This is a genomic window from Polaromonas sp. P1_A2, from assembly GCF_056406895.1.
Genome location: NZ_JBFTZI010000005.1, coordinates 96039 through 118150, shown reverse-complemented (window position 1 = coordinate 118150; position 22112 = coordinate 96039). Strand labels below are relative to the sequence as shown.

Annotated in this window: 22 protein-coding genes and 1 tRNA gene; all 23 read right to left on the bottom strand. The window is 63.2% G+C overall.

Annotated features, from left to right (window positions below):
• Positions 1 to 8: 8 nt before the first annotated feature.
• The 23 genes from AC1D09_RS19105 to AC1D09_RS18995 all read right to left on the bottom strand — a co-directional run bounded on the left by AC1D09_RS19105 (position 9) and on the right by AC1D09_RS18995 (position 22109).
• The gene (locus AC1D09_RS19105; RefSeq protein ID WP_477662536.1) at positions 9 to 629 is read right to left on the bottom strand and encodes an NUDIX domain-containing protein; all 621 of its coding nucleotides are present in this window, start codon (positions 627 to 629) and stop codon (positions 9 to 11) included.
• On the bottom strand, positions 626 to 928 hold the full coding sequence (locus tag AC1D09_RS19100; RefSeq protein WP_477662537.1) for a DUF2818 family protein: 303 nt from the start codon (positions 926 to 928) through the stop codon (positions 626 to 628). Before AC1D09_RS19100 ends, AC1D09_RS19105 begins: the two co-directional genes overlap by 4 nt.
• Positions 925 to 2427 carry an NADH-quinone oxidoreductase subunit NuoN gene (gene nuoN / locus AC1D09_RS19095; RefSeq protein ID WP_477662538.1) on the bottom strand — a complete coding sequence of 501 codons (1503 nt, stop codon included), beginning with the start codon at positions 2425 to 2427 and terminating at the stop codon, positions 925 to 927. The genes AC1D09_RS19100 and nuoN overlap by 4 nt, the downstream gene beginning before the upstream one ends.
• Before the next feature lie 29 nt (positions 2428 to 2456).
• The gene (locus tag AC1D09_RS19090; RefSeq protein WP_477662539.1) at positions 2457 to 3932 is read right to left on the bottom strand and encodes an NADH-quinone oxidoreductase subunit M; all 1476 of its coding nucleotides are present in this window, start codon (positions 3930 to 3932) and stop codon (positions 2457 to 2459) included.
• Between the two features lie 30 nt (positions 3933 to 3962).
• Positions 3963 to 5987, bottom strand: a complete 2025-nt coding sequence (nuoL, locus tag AC1D09_RS19085) for an NADH-quinone oxidoreductase subunit L (protein ID WP_477662540.1) — start codon at positions 5985 to 5987, stop codon at positions 3963 to 3965.
• Between the two features lie 7 nt (positions 5988 to 5994).
• The gene (nuoK, locus tag AC1D09_RS19080) at positions 5995 to 6303 is read right to left on the bottom strand and encodes an NADH-quinone oxidoreductase subunit NuoK (RefSeq protein ID WP_007864437.1); all 309 of its coding nucleotides are present in this window, start codon (positions 6301 to 6303) and stop codon (positions 5995 to 5997) included.
• Complete coding sequence (locus tag AC1D09_RS19075) at positions 6300 to 6950, bottom strand: NADH-quinone oxidoreductase subunit J (RefSeq protein ID WP_074577072.1); 651 nt, start codon at positions 6948 to 6950, stop codon at positions 6300 to 6302. Before AC1D09_RS19075 ends, nuoK begins: the two co-directional genes overlap by 4 nt.
• Before the next feature lie 38 nt (positions 6951 to 6988).
• Positions 6989 to 7486, bottom strand: a complete 498-nt coding sequence (nuoI, locus tag AC1D09_RS19070; RefSeq protein WP_477662541.1) for an NADH-quinone oxidoreductase subunit NuoI — start codon at positions 7484 to 7486, stop codon at positions 6989 to 6991.
• Positions 7487 to 7635: 149 nt separating this feature from the next.
• Positions 7636 to 8709, bottom strand: a complete 1074-nt coding sequence (gene nuoH / locus AC1D09_RS19065) for an NADH-quinone oxidoreductase subunit NuoH (RefSeq protein ID WP_074577074.1) — start codon at positions 8707 to 8709, stop codon at positions 7636 to 7638.
• Positions 8706 to 10862, bottom strand: coding sequence for an NADH-quinone oxidoreductase subunit NuoG (nuoG, locus tag AC1D09_RS19060; protein WP_477662542.1), 2157 nt, complete (start codon positions 10860 to 10862; stop codon positions 8706 to 8708). The genes nuoH and nuoG overlap by 4 nt, the downstream gene beginning before the upstream one ends.
• 19 nt (positions 10863 to 10881) lie before the next feature.
• On the bottom strand, positions 10882 to 12276 hold the full coding sequence (nuoF, locus tag AC1D09_RS19055; RefSeq protein ID WP_477662543.1) for an NADH-quinone oxidoreductase subunit NuoF: 1395 nt from the start codon (positions 12274 to 12276) through the stop codon (positions 10882 to 10884).
• The gene (nuoE, locus tag AC1D09_RS19050) at positions 12273 to 12767 is read right to left on the bottom strand and encodes an NADH-quinone oxidoreductase subunit NuoE (RefSeq protein ID WP_074577080.1); all 495 of its coding nucleotides are present in this window, start codon (positions 12765 to 12767) and stop codon (positions 12273 to 12275) included. Before nuoE ends, nuoF begins: the two co-directional genes overlap by 4 nt.
• A gap of 5 nt (positions 12768 to 12772) precedes the next feature.
• Complete coding sequence (locus AC1D09_RS19045; RefSeq protein WP_074577082.1) at positions 12773 to 14026, bottom strand: NADH-quinone oxidoreductase subunit D; 1254 nt, start codon at positions 14024 to 14026, stop codon at positions 12773 to 12775.
• 24 nt (positions 14027 to 14050) lie between these two features.
• The gene (locus AC1D09_RS19040) at positions 14051 to 14659 is read right to left on the bottom strand and encodes an NADH-quinone oxidoreductase subunit C (protein ID WP_074577084.1); all 609 of its coding nucleotides are present in this window, start codon (positions 14657 to 14659) and stop codon (positions 14051 to 14053) included.
• A 3-nt stretch (positions 14660 to 14662) separates the two neighbouring features.
• Positions 14663 to 15142 (bottom strand): NuoB/complex I 20 kDa subunit family protein, encoded by a 480-nt coding sequence (locus AC1D09_RS19035; protein WP_007864469.1) that lies wholly within the window; start codon positions 15140 to 15142, stop codon positions 14663 to 14665.
• 61 nt (positions 15143 to 15203) lie between these two features.
• Positions 15204 to 15563, bottom strand: a complete 360-nt coding sequence (locus tag AC1D09_RS19030; protein ID WP_007864471.1) for an NADH-quinone oxidoreductase subunit A — start codon at positions 15561 to 15563, stop codon at positions 15204 to 15206.
• Positions 15564 to 15662: 99 nt separating this feature from the next.
• Positions 15663 to 15747, bottom strand: a tRNA-Leu gene (locus AC1D09_RS19025).
• A 116-nt stretch (positions 15748 to 15863) separates the two neighbouring features.
• A complete protein-coding gene (gene secG, locus AC1D09_RS19020; protein WP_477662544.1) occupies positions 15864 to 16283 on the bottom strand; it encodes a preprotein translocase subunit SecG in 420 nt (139 codons plus the stop codon).
• Between the two features lie 33 nt (positions 16284 to 16316).
• A complete protein-coding gene (gene tpiA, locus AC1D09_RS19015; protein ID WP_477662545.1) occupies positions 16317 to 17075 on the bottom strand; it encodes a triose-phosphate isomerase in 759 nt (252 codons plus the stop codon).
• A 7-nt stretch (positions 17076 to 17082) separates the two neighbouring features.
• A complete protein-coding gene (locus tag AC1D09_RS19010) occupies positions 17083 to 18069 on the bottom strand; it encodes an NAD(P)H-quinone oxidoreductase (protein WP_477662546.1) in 987 nt (328 codons plus the stop codon).
• A gap of 76 nt (positions 18070 to 18145) precedes the next feature.
• Entirely contained in the window at positions 18146 to 20263 is a 2118-nt protein-coding gene (pnp, locus tag AC1D09_RS19005) for a polyribonucleotide nucleotidyltransferase (protein WP_007864483.1), read from the bottom strand.
• Positions 20264 to 20483: 220 nt separating this feature from the next.
• Positions 20484 to 20750 (bottom strand): 30S ribosomal protein S15, encoded by a 267-nt coding sequence (rpsO, locus tag AC1D09_RS19000; RefSeq protein ID WP_007864491.1) that lies wholly within the window; start codon positions 20748 to 20750, stop codon positions 20484 to 20486.
• A gap of 162 nt (positions 20751 to 20912) precedes the next feature.
• Entirely contained in the window at positions 20913 to 22109 is a 1197-nt protein-coding gene (locus tag AC1D09_RS18995) for a pyridoxal phosphate-dependent aminotransferase (protein ID WP_477662547.1), read from the bottom strand.
• Between the last annotated feature and the right edge of the window lie 3 nt (positions 22110 to 22112).

The window sequence follows — 22112 nt, the reverse complement described above, 5'->3', positions numbered from 1 at the left end:
CCGGGGCGTCAGGCAATGGCAGGCTGCCAGTCCAAAGCCCATGCGCCCGACAGCACGTTTTGCAGCCACAGCGCGCCCGTCAGTGTTTTGGCGTCGGTCACCTGCCCGTTCGCGCACCAGGCCAGCAATTCGGCGGGCGTGGCGGTAAAAACATCGAGGAATTCACCGGCATCGAGCTTGCGGGCGCCCTGTGCCAGCCCGCGCGCGAACCAGATGTCGATGAACTCGGTTGAATAGGAGATCACCGGGTGCAACACACCGGCGCGCGCCCACTCGCGCGCGGTGTAGCCGGTTTCCTCGAGCAGCTCGCGCTGCGCGCAGGCCAGCGAGGCTTCACCCGGGTCCAGCTTGCCCGCGGGGAACTCGACCATGACGGCCTGCACCGGGTAGCGGTATTGGCGCTCCAGCACCAGGCGGCCGTCGTCGCATTGGGCCACGATCATCACGGCGCCGGGGTGGATGATGTATTCGCGCGTCGCCTGCGTGCCGTCCGGCAGGCTGACGGTGTCGCGCATGGCGTGGAGGAAATTACCCTTGAGGATTTCCGTGGAAGCCAGCCGGGTCTCCACAAGATGCGCATCGGCCGGCTTGCCGGCTTCAGGGTCGCCCGGTAGCGCGGCTTTTTTCATGGCCGGTGCTTGAACAGGTAGCGCCAGGTGAAACCGGGAAAGGCGAAGGTGATGAAGAGCGCGCCGGTGATGGCGTAGAACTCCCAGCCTTGCGGCGCGATCTGGCCGCCGCGCTGCTCGAGGTAGAGGCCCAGGCCGCCTATGAGTAAATACCAGACGACCATTTCACCCAGCCGGACCGCGAGGTTCTTGGGCTGCTTGAGGGCGTAGACCGCGAACAGGCGGTTGCTGACAAAAGGCAGGTTGGCCGCCAGCAGGGCCAGCAACACCACCAGCCAGACCGAAGCCGTTTGTGTCATGAACCCAGGGACTTGACGATGCTGCTGATCGACTGGGAACACAACGTCATCAGGCCGCCGGGCAGCATGCCCAGGATCAGGATCATCGCGCCGTTGATCGCGAGCACCACCTTGGCGTCCGTCGGTCCGGAAACCGGCTGGGCGTTGTGGGCCAGCGGCGCGTCAAAGTACATGACCTTGACCACGCGCAGGTAGTAGAAGGAGCCGACCAGCGACATGACCACGGCAAACACAGCCAATGCGATGTAGCTGGCTTGTTGCGACGAAACCAGCGCCTGCAGGACGGACAGCTTGGCATAAAAACCCACCAGCGGCGGCAGGCCGGCCAGCGAGAACATGCAGATGGCCATCACGCCCGCGTACAGGGGGCTGCGTTGGTTCAGGCCGGCCAGGTCGACGATGTCCTCGGACTCGTGGCCGGCGCGCGCCAGCAGCATGATGATGCCGAAGGCGCCCAGGGTGGTGAGCACATAGGTCAGGGCATAGAACATCGCCGCGCTGTAGGCGGACTCGGTGTTGAGCTGGTTGCCGTTGACCACGCCGGCCAGCAGGCCGAGCAGCAGGAAGCCCATCTGGGAGATGGTCGAGAAGGCCAGCATGCGCTTGAGGTTGGACTGGGCGATGGCGGCCAGGTTGCCGACCAGCAGCGAGCCTATCGCCATCAGGGCCAGCATCTGCTGCCAGTCGATCGCCAGCGGCAGCAGGCCCTCGACCAGCAGGCGTATGCAGATCGCGAAGGCCGCGAGCTGGGGCGCGCCGCCTATCAGCAGCGTCACCGCCGTGGGTGCGCCCTGGTAAACGTCGGGCAGCCACATGTGGAAAGGCACGGCCCCCAGCTTGAAGGCCAGGCCGGCCACAATGAAGACCAGGCCGAAAATCAGCACCTGGTGGCGGACCTGGCGGCTGGCGATGGCGTTGAACACGTCGTTGAGGTCCAGGGAGCCGGTCGCGCCGTACAACATGGACAGGCCGTACAGCAGGAAGCCCGAGGCCAGCGCGCCCAGTACAAAATACTTCATGGCCGCTTCGGTGGCGACGGCGTTGTCGCGGCGCAGGGCCACCAGCGCGTAGCTCGACAGCGTCAGCAACTCCAGGCCCATGTAGATCACCAGGAAGTTGTGGCCCGAGATCATCACGAACATGCCCACCAGCGCGAACAGGCTCAGCGTGAAGAATTCGCCGCCACGCAGCATCTCGCGGTCCGCGGCGTAAGGCCGGCCGTACACCAGCGTGATCATCAGGGTGATGCAGGCAAAGCATTTGAGCCAGCTGCCCATGGGGTCGACGACCACCATGTTGCCGAAACCGTAGAAAGTCTGCCCGCCCACCGCGTAGGCGGCTTCCATGGCGGCCACCACGGCCAGCGTCAGCAGGGTGAGCACATAGGTGAGCGTGCGCTGCGGCGTCTTGACGCCCAGGTCCACCAGCGCGATCACGCAGGCCATGGTCAGGAGTATGAGTTCGGGATAAACCGCGATCCAGGAGAGTTTGTCTATCATCTGAATTCTTTGTAGTTGCTCGGTCGGCTTCAGTTCAGCTTGGAGACTGCGACATGCTTGAGCAGGTCGGCGACCGACGTGTTCATCACGTCCGTGAAAGGCTTGGGATAGATGCCCATGTACAGCACGGCAATGGCCAGCATGGCCAGCATCAGGAACTCGCGGCTGTTGATGTCGGTGAGCGCCTTGACGTCTTCATTGGCCACGGGGCCCAGGTAAACGCGCTTGTACATCCACAAGGTATAGGCCGCGCCGAAAATCAGCGCGGTCGCCGCGGCTCCGCCTATCCAGAAGTTGGTCTTCACGGCGCCCAGGATCACCATCCACTCGCCGACAAAACCCGCCGTGGCCGGCAGGCCGCAGTTGGCCATGGCGAACAGCAAGGCAAAAGCCGCGAACTTGGGCATGGTGTTCACCACACCGCCGTAGCTGGCGATTTCACGCGAATGGACGCGGTCGTAGAGCACGCCTATGCACAGGAACATGGCGCCCGAGACAAAACCGTGGGCGATCATCTGAACCAGGCCGCCCGAGACGCCCAGGTCGTTGAAGATGAAAAAGCCCAGCGTGACAAAACCCATGTGGGCCACCGACGAGTAGGCCACCAGTTTTTTCATGTCCTGCTGCACCAGGGCCACCAGACCGACGTAGACGACCGCGATCAGCGACAACGCGATCATCAGCCAGGCCCATTCGTGCGAAGCGTCCGGGGCGATGGGCATGGAAAAACGCAGGAAACCGTAAGCACCCAGCTTCAGCATGATGGCCGCCAGCACCGCGGAGCCGCCGGTGGGCGCTTCGACGTGCACGTCGGGCAGCCAGGTGTGGACCGGCCACATAGGCACCTTGACGGCAAAGGCCGCGAAGAAGGCAAAGAACAGCAGCGTCTGTATGGTGCTACCCAGCGGCAGCTTGTGCCAGGTCAGGATGTCGAAGCTGCCGCCCGACTTGTTGTACAGGTAGATCAGCGCGACCAGCATCAGCAGCGAGCCGAGCAAGGTGTAGAGGAAGAACTTGAAGGCCGCGTAAATCTTGTTGGGGCCGCCCCAGATGCCGATGATCAGGTACATCGGGATCAGCGTGGCCTCGAAGAACACGTAGAACAGGATGCCGTCCAGCGCCGAGAACACGCCGATCATGAGCCCGCTCAGGATCAGGAAAGAGGCCATGTATTGGTTCACGCGCGTGGTGATGGCTTCCCAGCTGGCGATGACGACCACCACGTTGATGAAGGCCGTGAGCAGCACGAACCACAGCGAGATGCCGTCGACACCCAGGTGGTAATTGACGTTGAAGCGCTGGATCCAGCTGCCCTTCTCCACGAATTGCATGGCCGAAGTGCCCAGCTCGAAGCCGCCGTACAAAGGCAGCGTGACCAGGAAACTGACGACCGCGCCTATCAGCGCAACCCAGCGAACGCTGCGCGCCTGCTCGTCACGGCCCAGCGCCAGCAGAACCACACCGAAAACAATCGGTGTCCAGATCGCAAGACTCAACAAACCCATTCTTGTTCTTCCTTGATTTTGTTGAACTGATCAGCGATTGAGCCAGACGAAATACGTCATCAACACAAACACGCCAACAATCATGCCGAAGGCATAGTGGTAGATGTAGCCGGACTGCAGCCGGCGCACCACGCCGGAGACCCAGCCGACCAGCTTCCACGAACCGTTGACCAGCGCGCCGTCGATCAGCTTCTGGTCGCCACCCTTCCAGAGGGCTGTGCCGAGCAGGCGTGTGCCGCGGGCCAGCACGTTTTCGTTGAACCAGTCGAAGTAGTACTTGTTGTCGAGCAGCGTGAACACGGGCATGAACATGCGCTTGATCGCGGCCGGCAGGGCCGGGTTGACCATGTACATATACCAGGCGAGTACCGAGCCCGACAGAGCCAACCAGAACGGCGCGGCGGTGAGGCCGTGCAAAGCCATCTGGGCCGGGCCGTGGAACAACTGCTTGAGCTCTTCCATGGCGGGGTGTTTCTCGAGGTTCACGAAGATGGCGTCCTTGAAGAACCCGCCGTACAGCATGGGCTCTATCGTCATGAAGCCAATCACCACGGACGGAATCGCCAGCAGGATCAGCGGCACCGTCACCACCCAGGGGGATTCATGCGGCTCGTGGTGCTCGCCATGGTGGCCGTGGTCGTCGTGGCCATGGTGGTGTGCGTCGGGGTTCTGGTCGTACCGCTCCTTGCCGTGGAACACCAGGAAATACAGGCGGAAGGAATAAAAGGCCGTCACGAAGACGCCCGCGAGCACCGCGAAATACGCAAAACCGGAGCCGGCCAGGTGGCTTTCATGCACGGCCTCGATGATGCTGTCCTTGGAGTAGAAACCCGCGAACAAAGGCGTGCCTATCAAGGCCAGCGTGCCCAGCAGCGAAGTGATCCAGGTGATGCGCATGTACTTGCGCACGCCGCCCATCCAGCGGATGTCCTGGTTGTGGTGCATGCCGATGATGACCGAGCCCGCCGCCAGGAACAGCAGTGCCTTGAAGAAGGCATGGGTCATCAGGTGGAACACCGCGACGGAATAAGCCGACGCACCGAGCGCCACCGTCATGTAACCCAGCTGCGACAGCGTGGAATAGGCGACCACGCGTTTGATGTCGTTCTGGATGATGCCGAGAAAGCCCATGAACAGGGCCGTGATGGCGCCTATCACCATGATGAAGCTGAGCGCGGTGTCGCTGAGCTCGAACAGCGGCGACATGCGTGCCACCATGAAGATACCGGCGGTCACCATGGTGGCCGCATGGATCAGCGCGGAAATCGGGGTCGGGCCTTCCATGGAGTCCGGCAGCCAGACATGCAGCGGAAACTGCGCCGACTTGCCCATGGCACCAATGAAAAGGCAGATGCAGGCCACGGTCACCAGCATCCAGCCGGTACCCGGGAAGGTCAGCTTGGAGAGTTCATCGGCCTTGGCAAAAGCCTCGGCGTAGTTCAGCGTGCCGGCATAGGCGGCGATCAGGCCGATGCCGAGGATGAAGCCGAAGTCGCCCACACGGTTGACCAGGAAGGCCTTCATGTTCGCGAAGATGGCGGTCGGCTTGTTGTACCAGAAACCGATCAGCAGGTAGGACACCAGGCCCACGGCTTCCCAGCCGAAGAACAGCTGCAGCATGTTGTTGCTCATGACGAGCATCAGCATGGAGAAGGTGAACAGCGAGATGTAGGCAAAGAAGCGGTTGTAGCCCTCGTCTTCTTCCATATAGCCTATGGTGTAGATGTGCACCATCAGGGACACAAAGGTCACCACGCACATCATCATGGCCGTGAGGCCGTCGACCAGGAAGCCGATTTCCATTTTCAGGCCGCCGACGTTCATCCAGGTGTAGAGCGTTTCGTTGAAGCGCGCGCCGTCGACGGCCACGCTCTTGAGCGTCATGGCCGAAATGATGAAGGCCACCAGCACGCCGAGAATCGTCAGGCTGTGCGACAGGCGCCGGCCTATCCAGTTGCCGCCGAAGGAAGTGCCGAGAATACCGGCCGCCAGGGCGCCGGCCAGCGGCGCCAGCGGGACGGCCAGCAGGGCCGATGCGGAGAGGGTTTGGCTCATCTTGTTTTTAGCCTTGGAGCGTGTTGAGTTCGTCGACGTTGATACTGGACTTGTTGCGGAACAGCAGCACCAGGATGGCCAGGCCTATGGCCGATTCGGCCGCGGCGACGGTCAGGATGAAGAACACAAAAACCTGGCCGGCCATGTCGTTCAGGTAATACGAGAAGGCCACAAAATTCATGTTGACGGCCAGCAGCATGAGCTCGATGGCCATGAGCAGCACGATGAGGTTCTTGCGGTTCAGGAAGATGCCGATGACCGACAGCGCGAACAGCATCGCGCCCAGCGAAAGAAAATGTCCCAGGGTGAGCGTCATGCCTTCTTCTCCTCGGCGGGTACGGCCGCGACAACCGGCGGTGCGGCCACGACGGATTTCATCTTGACCAGGCTCACGCGATCCGAGCGTTTGACCCGGATCTGCTCCGACGGGTTCTGGTATTTGGAGTCCTTGCGCGCGCGCAGGGTCAGCGCGATGGCGGCAATGATGGCCACCAGCAGGATCACCGCGGCGACTTCCAGCGGGTAGAGGTATTCGGAGTACAGCAGCTTGCCGAGCTCCTTGGTGTTGGAAAGCTGCGCGCCTATCTGGCCCGCGCCGGACGCGACCTTGGGCGGCTCACGAAAGCCGCCCATCAGCACGTAAGACATTTCCAGCGCGATGATGGCGCCGACGGAGCCGGCCAGTGGGAAATGCTTCCAGAAGCCCTTGCGGACACTGTCGATGTTGATGTCCAGCATCATCACGACGAACAGGAAGAGCACCATCACGGCGCCCACGTAGACCAGCACCAGCGTGATGGCCAGGAACTCGGCCTTGAGCAGGATCCAGACGGCGGACGCCTGGAAGAATGCCAGCACGAGGTACAGCGCCGCATGCACCGGGTTGCGCGCGGTAATCACCTTGAATGCCGCAAACAGCAGCACCGCGGCGAAAACATAAAAAAGACCTGTTTTAGCGTCCATGTTGTTGTGGATTCTTTCTTGAGCCAGCGGCCTGGGGTTCAGCGGTACTTGGCATCCGCCGCGCGGTTGGCGGCGATTTCGGACTCATAACGGTCACCCACGGCCAGCAGCATCTCTTTGGTGAAATACAGGTCACCGCGTTTTTCGCCGTGGTATTCAAAGATGTGGGTCTCGACGATGGAGTCAACCGGGCAGCTCTCTTCGCAGAAACCGCAGAAGATGCATTTGGTCAGGTCGATGTCGTAGCGCGAGGTGCGGCGGCTGCCGTCTTCACGCACGTCGGATTCAATGGTGATGGCCATGGCCGGGCACACCGCTTCGCAGAGCTTGCAGGCGATGCAGCGCTCTTCGCCATTGTCATAACGGCGCAGGGCGTGCAAGCCGCGAAAACGCGGGCTCAGCGGGGTTTTTTCCTCGGGGAACTGGACCGTGATCTTGCGGCTGAACATGTACTTGCCGGTCAGGGCCATGCCCTTGAACAGCTCGGTGAGCATGAAGCTCGACGCAAAGTCTTTAATGGAAGCTACGGCGGACATAAATCAGATTCCTGCAGAAATAAGGCGTGGGCATGCACAAGAGCTCTTCAAGCCAGCAGGGGCCGCGGAACCGGCTTTGCCGGGCCGCAGGCGCAGCGCCCCCTCGGGGGGCAGCGCATTACACGAAGTGAAAAGCGTGGGGGCCATAGTCACTTCCAGATGTTGTAAGGGGTCTGCATCCAGGCCCCAACGACTACCAGCCAGACAAGGGTGACAGGGATAAAGATCTTCCAACCCAAACGCATGATCTGGTCATAACGGAAACGCGGGAAGGTGGCGCGCACCCACAGGAACATGGTGACCACGACAAAAGTCTTGGCGCCCAGCCAGATCCAGCCCGGGATGAAGCTCAGCGCTTCAACGGGCGGCAACCAGCCGCCCAGGAACATCAGCACGGCCAGGATGGCGACCAGCCACATGTTGGCGTATTCAGCCAGGAAGAACATCGCGAAGGCCATGCCCGAGTATTCGACCATGTGGCCTGCCACGATTTCGGATTCGCCTTCAACGACGTCGAAGGGGTGGCGGTTGGTCTCGGCCAGGCCGGAGATGAAGTACACGACAAAGATCGGCAACAGCGGCAGCCAGTTCCAGGACAGGAAGGTCCAGCCGCTGCTTGCCAGCATGCCCTTGCCCTGGCTCATCACGATATCGGTCATGTTGAGGCTGCCCGACACCATGAGCACCACCACCAGGCAAAAACCCATGGCGATTTCATAGCTGACCATTTGCGCCGAGGCACGCATCGCACCCAGGAAGGCGTATTTGGAGTTGGAAGCCCAGCCCGCGATGATCACGCCATACACTTCCAGCGAGGTGATGGCCATGAGGAACAGCAGGCCCGCATTGATGTTGGCCAACGCGATCTCGGGCCCAAAGGGAATGACGGCCCAGGCGGCCAGGGCCGGCATGATGGTCATGATGGGGCCGAGCACGAACAGGCCCTTGCTGGCCGCCGTGGGGATGATGATTTCCTTGGTCAGCAGCTTGAGCGCGTCAGCGATAGGCTGCAGCAGGCCGAAAGGCCCGACGCGGTTGGGGCCGAGGCGGATCTGGGTGAAACCGATGGCCTTGCGTTCCCACAAGGTCAGGTAAGCCACCAGGCCCATCAGCGGCGCCAGCACACAAACGATCTTGATGAGCGTCCACAGCACAGGCCACACGGTGCCCGGCCAGATGCCGCCCATCAAACCCTGGCCGAAGGCGAAGATTCCGTCAATCATGCGCCTGCTCCTTCAAGCTGGGCTTCCAGGCCGGCGGCCTGGCGGGCATCAGCCGTGAGCTGCAGCGAGGTCGCGCGCCTGACCAACCCGTCGAGCTGGTAGATGCTGGCCACGGCAGGCGCTTGGGCGGCAACCGCCGACAGGTCGATACCGGCCTGGGTTCCGTTGCCCAGCTTGTCCGCGGACAGCTGCGCCGCATCGGCACCGGCGACTTGCTTGAGCACGTCCTGCGAGGATTCAAAATCGAAGCCGGGCAAGCCCAGCAGGTTGGCAAGCACGCGCAGCACCTTCCAGGCCGGGCGCGTATCGCCCAGCGGCTTGACGACGGCGTGAAAGCCCTGCACGCGGCCTTCGGCGTTCACAAAGGTGCCGGGGGTTTCGGTGAAAGGGGCGATAGGCAGCAGCACGTCGCTGAAAGCCATGTTGGCCTTGAAGGGGCTCAGCGTCACGACCATTTGCGCGGTGTTGAGCGAAGACTTGGCCCTGGCGCCCGCGGCCGAATCAAACTCGGGTTCGTTGTTGAGCAGGATCACGGCCTTGAGCTGGCCGTCCAGCATCTGGCCGGCATTGAGGCCCTTGCCGGCTGGCAAGGCGCCGGCCAGCTGTGCGCCCACGGTGTTGGCCGCTTCGGTGAGGTAGCCCACGCTGGCACCGGTCTGCGCGCCAATCCAGTTGGCCAGCGCCAGCAGGCTGGAGGCCTTGGCGTGGTGTGCGGCGGCATTGCCCAGCAAAATGGCTTTGCGCTCGCCGCCCAGCAGGGACTTGGCGATGGCCTTGGCCGCATCGGTGGCCTGGCCGGCGGCCGGCGCCGTGACCCCCTTGTCGGCCGCAACTGCGGCGGCCACATCGGCCAGGGCCTGGGCCCAGGCCTCGGGCGCTGCGAGCAGCGTGTTGGCGACGGGCATGGCCCAGGCATCGGCGTTAGCCAGTTCGGCTGCGGAATTGATGCTGCTCAGCGCGCCGCCCTTGCGCACGGCCTGGCGTATGCGCTGCGCGAACAGCGGATGGTCCTTGCGCAGGTTGGAACCCACCACGAGCACACGCTGCAGCTGCGACAGCGAAGCGATGGACGTGCCCAGCCAGCGTATGGCCGAAGGTGCGGCGAACTCGGCGTTGCGCAGGCGGTAGTCGATGTTCTCGCTGCCCAGGCCGCGCATCAGCGAGGCGGCCAGGTAGAGTTCTTCGAGCGTGCTGTGCGGGCTGGCCAGGGTGCCGATGCTGCCGGCACCGTGGTCGGCCTTGATCTGCTTGAGGCCGTTGGCCACGTATTCGAGCGCGGTCTGCCAGTCGACGGTTTTCCACTCACCGCCCTGCTTGAGCATGGGGCTGGTCAGGCGTTCGTCGCCGTTGAGGGCTTCATACGAAAAACGGTCGCGATCGGCGATCCAGCATTCGTTGATGTCTTCGTTCTCCAGGGGCACGACGCGCATGACCTTGTTGCTCTTGACCTGGACGATCAGGTTGGCGCCGGTCGAGTCGTGCGGGCTGACCGACTTGCGGCGCGACAGTTCCCAGGTGCGGGCGCTGTAACGGAAAGGCTTGCTGGTCAGCGCGCCGACCGGGCAGATGTCGATCATGTTGCCGGACAGTTCGGAATCCACCGACATGCCGACGAAGGTTTCGATCTCGGCGTGCTCGCCGCGGTGCGACATGCCGAGCTCCATCACGCCGGCCACTTCCTGGCCGAAACGCACGCAGCGCGTGCAATGGATGCAGCGGCTCATCTCCTGCATGGAGATCAGCGGGCCGACGTCCTTGTGGAAGACCACGCGCTTTTCTTCCTCGTAGCGCGATTCGCTGCCGCCGTAGCCGACGGCCAGGTCCTGCAGCTGGCACTCGCCGCCCTGGTCGCAGATCGGGCAGTCCAGCGGGTGGTTGATCAGCAGGAACTCCATCACGCCCTTCTGGGCCTTGATGGCTTTGTCGTTCTTGGTGCGCACGATCATGCCCTGGGTGACGGGCGTGGCGCAGGCCGGCATGGGCTTGGGCGCTTTTTCCACATCGACCAGGCACATGCGGCAGTTGGCGGCAATGCTGAGTTTCTTGTGATAGCAGAAGTGCGGAATGTAGGTGCCGGCTTTTTCGGCCGCATGCATCACCGTGCTGCCTTCAAGCACTTCCACCTTCTGGCCGTCGAGTTCTATTTCAACCATATTTTTTTCTTTCCGCGGTTCAGGCTTGCGCGGCAGCCGAAACCGGAGCGTGGGAGACTTGTGGCTTGATCATGGCTTCAAACTCATGGCGGAAATGCTTGATCATGGCGCGCACCGGCATGGCCGCGGCATCGCCCAGCGCGCAGATGGTGCGGCCCTGGATGTTGTCGGCCACCGAGTTGAGCAGGTCCATGTCGGTCTGCTTGCCCTGGCCGTTGTGGATACGGTCCACGACGCGCCAGAGCCAGCCCGTGCCTTCGCGGCAAGGCGTGCACTGGCCGCAGGATTCATGCATGTAGAAGTAGGACAAGCGCTTGAGCGACTCGACCATGCAGCGGCTGTCGTCCATGACGATCACCGCGCCCGAGCCCAGCATGGAGCCGGCCTTGGCGATGGAGTCGTAGTCCATGGTGCACTCCATCATGATGGAGGCCGGCAGCACGGGCGCCGACGACCCGCCGGGGATCACGGCCTTGAGCGTGCGGCCCTTGCGCACGCCACCGGCGAGCTCCAGCAGCTTGGAGAACGGCGTGCCCATGGGCACTTCATAGTTGCCGGGCAACTCGACGTCGCCCGAGACCGAATAAATCTTGGTGCCGCCGTTGTTGGGCTTGCCGCATTCGAGGTAGGCCTGGCCGCCATTGCGGATGATCCAGGGCACGGCCGCGAAGGTCTCGGTGTTGTTGATGGTGGTGGGCTTGCCGTAGAGGCCGAAGCTGGCCGGGAACGGCGGCTTGAAGCGGGGCTGGCCTTTTTTGCCTTCGAGCGACTCGAGCAGCGCGGTTTCCTCGCCGCAGATATAGGCGCCAAAGCCGTGCGAGGCATGCAGCTGGAAGCTGAAGCCGCTGCCGAAGATGTTGTCGCCCAGCAGGCCGGCGACGCGCGCCTCTTCGAGCGCTTCTTCAAAGCGCTGGTAGGTCGCGAAAATTTCGCCGTGGATGTAGTTGTAGCCCACGCTGATGCCCATGGCATAGGCGGCGATTGCCATGCCCTCGATCACGCTGTGCGGGTTGTACTGCATGATGTCGCGGTCTTTGCAGGTGCCCGGCTCGCCCTCGTCCGAGTTGCAGACCAGGTACTTCTGACCCGGGAACTGGCGCGGCATGAAGCTCCACTTGAGCCCGGTCGGGAAACCCGCGCCGCCGCGGCCGCGCAGGCTTCCGGCCTTGACCTCGGCGATGACCTGGTCGGGCGTCATGCCCTCGCCGCCGTCCTGCTTGAGGATCTTGCGCAGGGCCTGGTAGCCGCCGCGGGCTTCGTAGTCCTTCAGGCGCCAGTTGCTGCCGTTGAGGTCGGCCAGGATTTGCGGGTTGATGTGCCGGCCGTGGAAGCAGGTCTGCACGCCGGTGGCCGCGAACTGGGACAGCACGCTTTGCGCGGCTGCGCTGTTGGGAGACAGGGGAGCGAGCGTCATGGTTGCTTTGCCTCGGCGGATTTGAGACCTTCGATGAGCTGGTCCAGCTTCTCGTTGCTCATGAAGCTGCACATGGTGAGGTCGTTGACCAGCATCACCGGCGAATCCGCGCAGGCGCCCAGGCATTCGGACTGCTGCAGCGTGAACAGGCCGTCGGCGCTGGTCTCGCCCATGGCGATGCCCAGTTTGTGCTCCAGGTGCTTGAGCGCCTTGGCGCCGTCGCGCAGCTGGCACGGCAGGTTGGTGCAGACGTTGAGCTTGTACTTGCCAACGGGACGCTGGTTGTACATGTTGTAGAAGGTCGTGACTTCGTGCACGGCGATGGGCGCCATGCCGAGGTATTCGGCCACGGCCTTTTCGCTCTCGGCGCTCACATAGCCGTGCTCCTCCTGCAGGATGGTCAGGCAGGCCATGACGGCCGACTGTTTCTGGTCCGCGGGGTATTTGGCGACTTCGCGGTCGAAGCGCGCTCTGGTTTGTTCAGAAATCATGGGGACTACCGGTCAATTTCACCGAACACAATATCCATGGTGCCGATCACGGCGACGGCATCGGCGATCATGTGGCCGCGCGACATTTCGTCCATGGCCGCGAGGTGCGGGAAACCCGGCGGACGGATCTTCAGGCGATAGGGCTTGTTCGCGCCGTCGCTGACGATGTAGATGCCGAACTCGCCCTTGGGGTGCTCGACCGCCGCATAGGCTTCGCCTTCGGGCACGTGGAAGCCTTCGGTGAAGAGCTTGAAGTGGTGGATCAGCTCTTCCATGTTGGTCTTCATGGACTCGCGGTCCGGCGCGGCGACCTTGTGGTTGCTGGTGATGACGGGGCCGGGGTTCACGCGCAGCCAGTCCACGCACTGCTTGATGATGCGGTTGGACTGGCGCATTTCCTCGACGCGCACCAGGTAGCGGTCGTAGCAGTCGCCGGTCTTGCCGACCGGGATGTCGAAGTCCATCTTGTCGTAGACGTCGTAGGGCTGCTGCTTGCGCAGGTCCCAGGCAAAACCCGAGCCCCTGAGCATGGGGCCGGTGAAACCGAGGTTGAGGGCGCGCTCAGGCGAGACGACGCCCACGCCGACGGTGCGCTGCTTCCAGATGCGGTTGTCGGTCAGCAGGGTTTCGTATTCGTCGACGTAGCCCGGGAATTTGTTGGCGAAGTCCTCGATGAAGTCGAGCAGCGAGCCCTGGCGGTTCTCGTTGAGCGCCGCGATGGCTTTGGCGTTCTTGACCTTGCTGACGCGGTACTGCGGCATGCTCTCGGGCAGGTCGCGGTAGACGCCGCCCGGGCGGAAGTAGGCCGCGTGCATGCGCGCGCCGGAGACGGCCTCATACATGTCGAACAGGGCCTCGCGCTCGCGGAAGCAGTAAATCAGGATGTTCATCGCGCCGCAGTCGAAACCGTGCGCGCCCAGCCACAGCAGGTGGTTGAGCAGGCGCGTGATTTCGGCGTACATCACGCGGATGTACTGCGCGCGCACCGGCACGTCGACGCCGAGCAGCTTCTCGATGGCCAGGCAGTAGGCGTGCTCGTTGGACATCATGGAGACGTAATCCAGCCGGTCCATGTAGGGCAGCGACTGGATGTAGGTTTTGCTCTCGGCGAGTTTTTCGGTCGCGCGGTGCAAGAGGCCGATGTGCGGGTCGGCGCGCTGTATCACCTCGCCGTCAAGCTCGAGCACCAGGCGCAGCACACCGTGCGCCGCGGGATGCTGCGGCCCAAAGTTAAGCGTGTAGTTTTTGATTTCAGCCATGTGGGTATCTCTTGCCGGCGCCGCTTATTGCAGGCCGCCGTAGTTGTCTTCGCGGATCACACGCGGGGTGATCTCGCGCGGCTCTATGGTGACCGGCTGGTAAATCACACGCTTTTGTTCGGGGTCGTAGCGCATCTCCACATGGCCCGAAGTCGGGAAGTCCTTGCGGAAAGGATGGCCGATGAAACCGTAGTCGGTCAGGATGCGGCGCAGGTCGTTGTGGCCTTCAAAGATGATGCCGTAGAGGTCGAAGGCCTCGCGCTCGAACCAGTTGGCCGAATTCCAGATGCCGTTGAGCGAATCCACCACGGGGAAATCGTCGTCGGGGCAAAACACCTTGAGGCGCACGCGCTGGTTGAGGCTGACCGACAGCAGGTGCGACACCACGCAGTAGCGCGGGCCGTCGTGCTGGCCGTCCCGGTATTCGGAATAGTCGACGCCGCACAGGTCGATCAGTTGCTCGAAGCGGCAGCCGGGCGCATCGCGCAGCTGGGTGGCGGCCGCCAGGTAGTCGGCGGCGGAGACTGTGAGGGTGATTTCGCCGAGCGCTGTCTTCAGGCTTTTGACCTTGTCGCCGAGGACGGCGTGAATCGTTTCGGCGAGCTGCTCCATGGACACGGGGGAAGAGGACATGCTTTATGCCCTCGCAATCGTGTTGGTGCGGCGGATTTTCTGCTGCAGCTGGATGATGCCGTACATCAGCGCTTCGGCCGTGGGCGGGCAGCCCGGCACGTAAACGTCCACCGGCACGATGCGGTCGCAGCCGCGAACCACGGAATAGCTGTAGTGGTAGTAGCCGCCGCCGTTGGCGCACGAGCCCATGGACAGCACCCAGCGCGGCTCGGACATCTGGTCGTAGACCTTGCGCAGGGCCGGACCCATCTTGTTGCACAGCGTGCCGGCCACGATCATCAGGTCGGACTGGCGCGGGCTGGGACGGAACAACATGCCGAAGCGGTCCAGGTCGTAGCGCGCCGCGCCCGCATGCATCATTTCGACGGCGCAGCAGGCCAGGCCGAACGTCATGGGCCAGAGCGAACCCGTCTTGGCCCAATTCACCACCGAGTCATAGCTCGTGGTCATGAAGCCTTCGTTGAAAACACCTTCAAGTGACATACCCGTACCTTTGTGGCGAGATTCGCCCTAGCCCTAGAGAACCCTCGGGATTTCTATCTTCTTATTCCCAGTCCAGCGCACCTTTTTTCCACTCGTAGACAAAGCCCACGACCAGAATGCCCAGGAAGATCATGACCGACCAGAAACCGACGGGGCCGATTTCCTTGAGCGCCACGGCCCAGGGAAAGAGGAAGGCGATTTCGAGGTCAAACAGAATGAAGAGGATGGCGACCAGGTAGTAGCGCACATCGAATTTCATGCGGGCATCTTCGAAAGCCTCGAAGCCGCATTCGTAAGGAGAATTTTTTTCGCTGTCGGGGCGCACGGGGCCCAACAAACGCCCCAGGACCTGGGGCACCACGCCGACACCCACACCAACCAGAATGAACAGGAGAACAGGGAGGTATTGATCGAGGTTCATCGTGGATTCAACTTCTGAAAAGCCACCTGTGCGGTTTGTTTCAGCTTGCCGTTTGAGCCGACAGCACCGCCGGAGCGCTGCTGCCGATGCTTGTCAATCTGGTGCGGACGGCGAGACTCGAACTCGCACACCTTTCGGCACTACCCCCTCAAGATAGCGTGTCTACCAATTTCACCACGTCCGCGGTATTTAACTGACTGGATGGCATGAGGAAACCTTGCGGTTTTGGGCTTTCCAGACAGTCTCAGAGTTTACCCTGAAATACCGCCTCTCCCGACGAGAGGCGGCAGCAAAATCACGTTATTTCGTCGGGATTTGCGCGGCGCCCGATGCGGCGGGCGCAGGCGGAGCGGGAACCGCGGCGCTGCCGCTCGCGGGTGCCGTGGTCGCGGGGATTTGGGCCGCACCGGAAGCCGCGCCGGCAGGCGCTGGCGCCGTCACGGCAGTGCCTTCGAGGACACTGGAACCGCTGCGCGGCAGCGAGCTGCCGCCGAAGTAAGCAAGCAGCAAGGTGCATGCAAAAAACAGCGCAGCGAGGATACCGGTGGTGCGCGACAGGAAGTTGGCGCTGCCGCTAGCACCGAACAGGCTGCCCGAGCCGCCGCTGCCGAACGCCGCGCCCATGTCGGCGCCCTTGCCGTGCTGCACCAGGATCAGGCCAATCATGCCGAGCGCCGAGAGCATTTGCACAGCGAGGACAATGGTCAATACAACGTTCATATCTACTCCTAAATTAATAGCGTTCTGCGCTCGTTACTTGCGGGCTGCAGCAATAATGGTCAAGAAATCAGGGGCTTTGAGCGAGGCGCCGCCAATCAGGCCGCCGTCGATGTCGGGCTGGGCCAGCAGCGCTGCCGCATTGGCGGCGTTCATGCTGCCGCCATACAGGATTTTCACACGCGCGAACTGGTCAGTCGCCGCCTTCAGCTGGGCGCGCAACACCGCGTGCACAGCCTGGGCTTCTTCGGGCGATGCCGTCTTGCCGGTACCTATGGCCCACACGGGTTCATAGGCCACGACGATTTCGCTGATGCAGTGGCCGTTGGTGTGGATCACCGCGGCCAGCTGGCGCTTGACGACTTCTTCGGTGTGGCCGGCTTCGCGCTCGGCCAGGGTCTCACCCACGCAGACGATGGGCGTGATGCCCGATGCCAGCGCGGCTTTGGCCTTGTCGGCCACCAGCGCATCGCTTTCACCGTGGTACTGGCGGCGCTCCGAATGGCCGACGATGGCAAAACGGCAGCCGAAGTCCTTGAGCATGGCGGCGCTCACCTCGCCCGTGTAGGCACCCGAGGCCTGCGCCGAGACATCCTGCGCGCCGAGTTCGATGGCCGCGAGGCCGGCCTGCGCGGAACGCATGGCCTGCACCTGCCCCAGGTAGGGCGCGGGAACACAAACGGCGACCTCGCAGGCCGGCGCGCGGTCCAGGCCTTGCGCCAGCGTGTCCAGCAAGGCCGCATTGGCCGCCAGGCTGCCGTTCATCTTCCAGTTTCCTGCAATGAGTTTTTTCATCTTTGGCTTACCAGGTCAAAACAATTTTGCCGATATGCGAATTCGACTCCATCAGCGCATGGGCCCTGGCCGCGTCGGCTGCGGCAAAAGTGCTGTGGATCACCGGCTTGACGGCGCCGCGGGCCATCAGCGGCCAGATTTTTTCTTTCAGCGCTTTTGCGATCGCCGCCTTGAACTCGACGGAACGCGGGCGCAAGGTCGAGCCGGTGATGGTCAGGCGCTTGCGCAGCACCAGGCCGGCGTTGACCTCGGCCTTGACGCCGCCCTGCACCGCGATGATGGCGAGGCGGCCGTCCTCGGCCAGGCATTCGACTTCACGCGCGACATAGCTGCCGGCCACCATGTCGAGAATGACGTTGACGCCCTGCCCGTTCGTGAGCCGCTTCACCTCTTCGGCGAAGTCGCTGCTCTTGTAGTTGATGGCGTGGTCCGCTCCCAGGGCGACGCAGGCCGCGCACTTGTCGTCGCTGCCGGCCGTGACCAGCACCGTGGCGCCCAGGGCCTTGGCGATCTGGATGGCCGTCACACCTATGCCGCTGGAGCCGCCCTGGATCAGCAGGGTTTCACCGGGCTGCAGGCGGGCGCGCTCGAACACATTGCTCCAGACCGTGAAGAAGGTCTCGGGCAGCGAAGCCGCCTCGACGTCGCTGAAGCCCTCGGGCACCGGCAGGCATTGCCCGACGGGCGCGACGCACAGCTCGGCATAACCGCCGCCGGCGACCAGCGCGCAGACGCGGTCGCCGGGCTTCAGCCCGGCCGCGGCCATGGCCTTGGTGTCGCCGGAGACGATCACGCCGGCCACTTCGAGGCCCGGGATATCGGACGCGCCCGGCGGCACCGGGTAGTGGCCCATGCGCTGCAGTACGTCAGGGCGGTTCACGCCGCTGGCGTTCACGCGGATCACCACCTCGCCCGGGCCGTCGATGGGTGCCGGGCGCGCGCCCAGACGCAACACCTCGGGCCCGCCGTAGGAGGTAATTTCAACAGCTTTCATGGGGTATGCAATTCGTTTGCACCGCCGGCACCCGGCATCCGGGCGCTAGCGGCGCAACATCCATGGCCGGTGCGGATCAGCCCCGGTCCTGGTCCTGGGCCGGGCGGTCCAGCAAGGCCTTCATCGACAGCTTGACGCGGCCTTTTTCGTCAGTCTCAAGAACCTTGACCTTGACGATCTGGCCTTCGCTCAGGTAGTCGGTGACCTTCTCGACGCGCTCGTGGGCGATCTGGCTGATGTGCAGCAGGCCGTCCTTGCCGGGCAGCAGGTTGATCAGCGCGCCGAAGTCCAGGATCTTGGTGACCGGGCCTTCGTAGACCTTGCCGATTTCGACTTCAGCGGTGATCTCGGCGATGCGGCGCTTGGCTTCATCGGCCTTGGCGCTGTCGTTCGAGGCGATGGTGATGGTGCCGTCTTCCTCGATGTTGATCTGCGTGCCGGTTTCTTCGGTCAGCGCGCGGATGACGGCGCCGCCCTTGCCGATCACGTCGCGGATCTTCTCGGGGTTGATCTTCATGACGTAGAGGCGGGGCGCGAAATCGGAGACCTCGGCCTTGGCCTCGCCCATGGCTTCCTGCATCTTGCCCAGGATGTGCATGCGGGCTTCCTTGGCCTGGGCCAGCGCGACCTGCATGATTTCCTTGGTGATGCCCTGGATCTTGATGTCCATCTGCAGCGCGGTGATGCCGAAGGTGGTGCCCGCGACCTTGAAGTCCATGTCGCCCAGGTGATCTTCGTCGCCCAGGATGTCGGTCAGCACGGCAAAACGGTTGTCTTCCTTGATCAGGCCCATGGCGATGCCGGCCACGTGGGCCTTCATCGGAACGCCCGCGTCCATCAGCGAGAGGCAGCCGCCGCAGACCGAAGCCATCGACGAGGAACCATTGGATTCGGTGATTTCAGACACCACACGCATGGTGTAGGGGAACTCTTCCTTGGTGGGCAGCACCGCGACCAGCGCGCGCTTGGCCAGGCGGCCGTGGCCGATTTCGCGGCGTTTCGGGCTGCCGACACGGCCGGTTTCGCCGGTGGCGAACGGAGGCATGTTGTAGTGCAGCATGAAGCGGTCTTCGTAGTCGCCGGACAGCGCGTCGATGCGCTGCGCGTCGCGTTCGGTGCCCAGCGTGGTCACGACCAGCGCCTGGGTTTCGCCGCGCGTGAACAGGGCCGAGCCGTGGGTGCGGGGCAGCACGCTGTTGCGGATTTCAATGGCGCGCACGGTGCGGGTGTCGCGGCCGTCGATGCGGGGCTCGCCGGCCAGGATCTGGCTGCGCACGATCTTGGCTTCGATGTCGAACAGCATGCCTTCCACGGCAACGCTGTCGAATTCCACGCCGTCGGCCTTCAGGGCAGCCATCACGTCGGAAGTCACCACGCGGCAGGCTTGCGTACGCGCCTGCTTGGCGCGGATCTGGTAGGCGGCCTGCAGCTTGGCGCCGGCGAGTTCATTGACCTTGGCGATCAGCGGCTCGTTCTTGGCGGGGGCTTGCCAGTCCCAGACCGGCTTGCCGGCGTCGCGCACGAGTTCGTGGATCGCGTTGATCGCGATATTGCCCTGCTCATGGCCGAACACCACGGCGCCGAGCATGATCTCTTCGGACAGCTGCTGGGCTTCGGACTCGACCATCAGCACGGCGGCTTCGGTGCCGGCCACGACGAGGTCCATCTTCGAATCCTTGAGCTGGGTCTTGCCGGGGTTCAGCACGTACTGGCCGTCGATGTAGGCCACGCGCGCGGCGCCGATCGGGCCGTTGAAGGGGATGCCGGAGATCGACAGGGCGGCGCTCGAGGCGATCAGCGCGGGGATGTCGCCTTCGACTTCAGGGTTCAGCGACAGCACGTGGATCACGACCTGCACTTCGTTGAAGAAGCCTTCGGGGAACAGCGGGCGGATGGGGCGGTCGATCAGGCGGGAGGTCAGCGTTTCGAATTCGCTGGGGCGGCCTTCGCGCTTGAAGAAGCTGCCGGGGATGCGGCCGGCGGCATAGGTTTTTTCGAGGTAATCGACGGTCAGGGGGAAGAAATCCTGGCCGGGCTTGGCATCGGACTTGGCGACCACGGTGGCCAGCACCACGGTGCCGTCCATGTCGACGACGACGGCGCCGCTGGACTGGCGGGCGATTTCGCCGGTTTCCATCGTGACCTTGTGCTGGCCCCATTGGAAGGACTTGGTGACTTTGTTGAAAATGCTCATGTTCTTATCTCCACTAAATTCACACGCTTGAGGCAGCGCGGGAGGCCCGGAGCGGCGGCTGGCTGAACACGATGCCATTCCACAAAATGCCTGGGCTCAGCGGCTTGCCCAGGGCTTTTTTTGTGGAATGACACAGCGCGTGCTCGTTTTGCCTTGCTCCGAAGTAAAAAGCGCCTGAGCTAGTGAACTAACTCAGGCGCTTTCAAATCGTTGTTACCGATTACTTGCGCAGGCCAAGCTTGGCGATCAGCGCGGTGTAACGGTCGGCGTCTTTGGACTTCAGGTAGTCCAGCAGCTTGCGGCGGCGGCTCACCATGCGCAGCAGGCCGCGGCGGCCGTGGTGATCCTTGGCGTTGGCCTTGAAATGGGGGGTCAGTTCGTTGATGCGGCCGGTCAGCAGCGCCACTTGAACTTCAGGGCTGCCGGTGTCGCCGGCGGCACGTGCGTTGGCCTGGACGATTTCGGCCTTGACGGATTTTGCAATCATGTTTTCTCTTTCTTGCACCGAGGTGCGCTTGCGAGCGAAGCAGCGTTCCCGACATGGGAGATGGATAAACCGCTTTCGTCGTGTTCCGGCATGGAAAAGGCCCTAAAAAGGCCTCAAACTGCGCAGAGCCTTGGATTATAGCCTGAAGACAGGGAACTGGTTCTAGAGCCAGCCCCTCAGCCGTTCCACCCCCTGCCCCAGCCTGGCCAGGTCCTGGCTGGCGAAACACCAGCGCAGCCAGCCCTGGGCCTCGGGCCCGGGCTTGACCATGAAGGCGTTGCCGGGCGCCAGGCCCAGGCCGGCCTCCACGACCAGGCGTTTGGCCGTTTCCAGCGAATCGCCAAAGCGCGCGGGGTCTGCGGGGTCTTCCAGCCGGAAAAAGGCGTACATGCCCCCTTTGGCCGGGGCCAGCTGCACGCCGGGCACGGCCTGCAGCAGGGGCACCAGGGTGTCGCGGCAGGTTTTCAGGTGGGCCACTACCCGCGGCGTGATGTCGGCCGTGCGTTTTATGGCCGCCAGCCCGGCCCGCTGCACGAACACCGGCGCGCAGGAGGTGTTGAACTCCACCAGCTTGCCCATGTGCGGCGTCATCGCGGCCGGCATCACCAGCCAGCCCAGGCGCCAGCCTGTCATCAAAAAGCTCTTGGAAAAACTGTGGACCACCACCAGCCGGTCTTCGGGCGCCGCGATATCCAGGAAACTGGGCGCGCAGCCATTGGGCGTGGGCTCGTAATACAGCCGCTCATAGACCTCGTCGGCCAGTATCCAGGTCCCGGTTTGGCGGCAATGCGCCAGGATGGCCTCCTGCTCGGCGCGCGCCAGGGTCCAGCCTGTGGGGTTGTTGGGTGCGTTGACGATCAGCAGCTTGGTTTGGGGCGTGATGGCGGCCAGCAGTTCGGCCAGGTCCAGCCGCCATTCACCCGCCACCGGCTTGAGGCTCACGCAGCGCACCTGCGCGCCCATGATGGCCGGCTGGGCCGTCAGGTTGGGCCAGACCGGCGTGACGGCAACCACTTCGTCGCCCGCATCCACCAGCGCCTGCACGGCCAGCATCAAGGCATTGACGCCGCCCGAGGTGACCGCAATGCGCTCCGCCGTGATGGGGGCGGCGCCCGGGCAGCGCAGGCCCGTAGCATAGCCGGCAATGGCTTCCCGCAGCTCGGGCAGGCCCAGGTTATGGGCATAAAAGGTCTCGCCCTGCTGCAGCGAAGCGGCGGCCGCGTCGCGGATAAAGGCCGGCGTGACCTCGTCGCTTTCGCCAAACCAGAACTTGAGCACGTCGCTGCGCCCCATGCCGGCATTGGCCACCTGGCGGATCATGGATTCTTCAAGGTTTAAAACAGCTTGTCTCAGGGTCATGGG

What these genes read in the sequence shown, in the direction of transcription:
- AC1D09_RS19105 (WP_477662536.1), bottom strand. Translation starts at nt 629, where the DNA reads ATGAAAAAAGCCGCGCTACCGGGCGACCCTGAAGCCGGCAAGCCGGCC.
- AC1D09_RS19100 (WP_477662537.1), bottom strand. Translation starts at nt 928, where the DNA reads ATGACACAAACGGCTTCGGTCTGGCTGGTGGTGTTGCTGGCCCTGCTG.
- nuoN (WP_477662538.1), bottom strand. Translation starts at nt 2,427, where the DNA reads ATGATAGACAAACTCTCCTGGATCGCGGTTTATCCCGAACTCATACTC.
- AC1D09_RS19090 (WP_477662539.1), bottom strand. Translation starts at nt 3,932, where the DNA reads ATGGGTTTGTTGAGTCTTGCGATCTGGACACCGATTGTTTTCGGTGTG.
- nuoL (WP_477662540.1), bottom strand. Translation starts at nt 5,987, where the DNA reads ATGAGCCAAACCCTCTCCGCATCGGCCCTGCTGGCCGTCCCGCTGGCG.
- nuoK (WP_007864437.1), bottom strand. Translation starts at nt 6,303, where the DNA reads ATGACGCTCACCCTGGGACATTTTCTTTCGCTGGGCGCGATGCTGTTC.
- AC1D09_RS19075 (WP_074577072.1), bottom strand. Translation starts at nt 6,950, where the DNA reads ATGGACGCTAAAACAGGTCTTTTTTATGTTTTCGCCGCGGTGCTGCTG.
- nuoI (WP_477662541.1), bottom strand. Translation starts at nt 7,486, where the DNA reads ATGTCCGCCGTAGCTTCCATTAAAGACTTTGCGTCGAGCTTCATGCTC.
- nuoH (WP_074577074.1), bottom strand. Translation starts at nt 8,709, where the DNA reads ATGATTGACGGAATCTTCGCCTTCGGCCAGGGTTTGATGGGCGGCATC.
- nuoG (WP_477662542.1), bottom strand. Translation starts at nt 10,862, where the DNA reads ATGGTTGAAATAGAACTCGACGGCCAGAAGGTGGAAGTGCTTGAAGGC.
- nuoF (WP_477662543.1), bottom strand. Translation starts at nt 12,276, where the DNA reads ATGACGCTCGCTCCCCTGTCTCCCAACAGCGCAGCCGCGCAAAGCGTG.
- nuoE (WP_074577080.1), bottom strand. Translation starts at nt 12,767, where the DNA reads ATGATTTCTGAACAAACCAGAGCGCGCTTCGACCGCGAAGTCGCCAAA.
- AC1D09_RS19045 (WP_074577082.1), bottom strand. Translation starts at nt 14,026, where the DNA reads ATGGCTGAAATCAAAAACTACACGCTTAACTTTGGGCCGCAGCATCCC.
- AC1D09_RS19040 (WP_074577084.1), bottom strand. Translation starts at nt 14,659, where the DNA reads ATGTCCTCTTCCCCCGTGTCCATGGAGCAGCTCGCCGAAACGATTCAC.
- AC1D09_RS19035 (WP_007864469.1), bottom strand. Translation starts at nt 15,142, where the DNA reads ATGTCACTTGAAGGTGTTTTCAACGAAGGCTTCATGACCACGAGCTAT.
- AC1D09_RS19030 (WP_007864471.1), bottom strand. Translation starts at nt 15,563, where the DNA reads ATGAACCTCGATCAATACCTCCCTGTTCTCCTGTTCATTCTGGTTGGT.
- secG (WP_477662544.1), bottom strand. Translation starts at nt 16,283, where the DNA reads ATGAACGTTGTATTGACCATTGTCCTCGCTGTGCAAATGCTCTCGGCG.
- tpiA (WP_477662545.1), bottom strand. Translation starts at nt 17,075, where the DNA reads ATGAAAAAACTCATTGCAGGAAACTGGAAGATGAACGGCAGCCTGGCG.
- AC1D09_RS19010 (WP_477662546.1), bottom strand. Translation starts at nt 18,069, where the DNA reads ATGAAAGCTGTTGAAATTACCTCCTACGGCGGGCCCGAGGTGTTGCGT.
- pnp (WP_007864483.1), bottom strand. Translation starts at nt 20,263, where the DNA reads ATGAGCATTTTCAACAAAGTCACCAAGTCCTTCCAATGGGGCCAGCAC.
- rpsO (WP_007864491.1), bottom strand. Translation starts at nt 20,750, where the DNA reads ATGATTGCAAAATCCGTCAAGGCCGAAATCGTCCAGGCCAACGCACGT.
- AC1D09_RS18995 (WP_477662547.1), bottom strand. Translation starts at nt 22,109, where the DNA reads ATGACCCTGAGACAAGCTGTTTTAAACCTTGAAGAATCCATGATCCGC.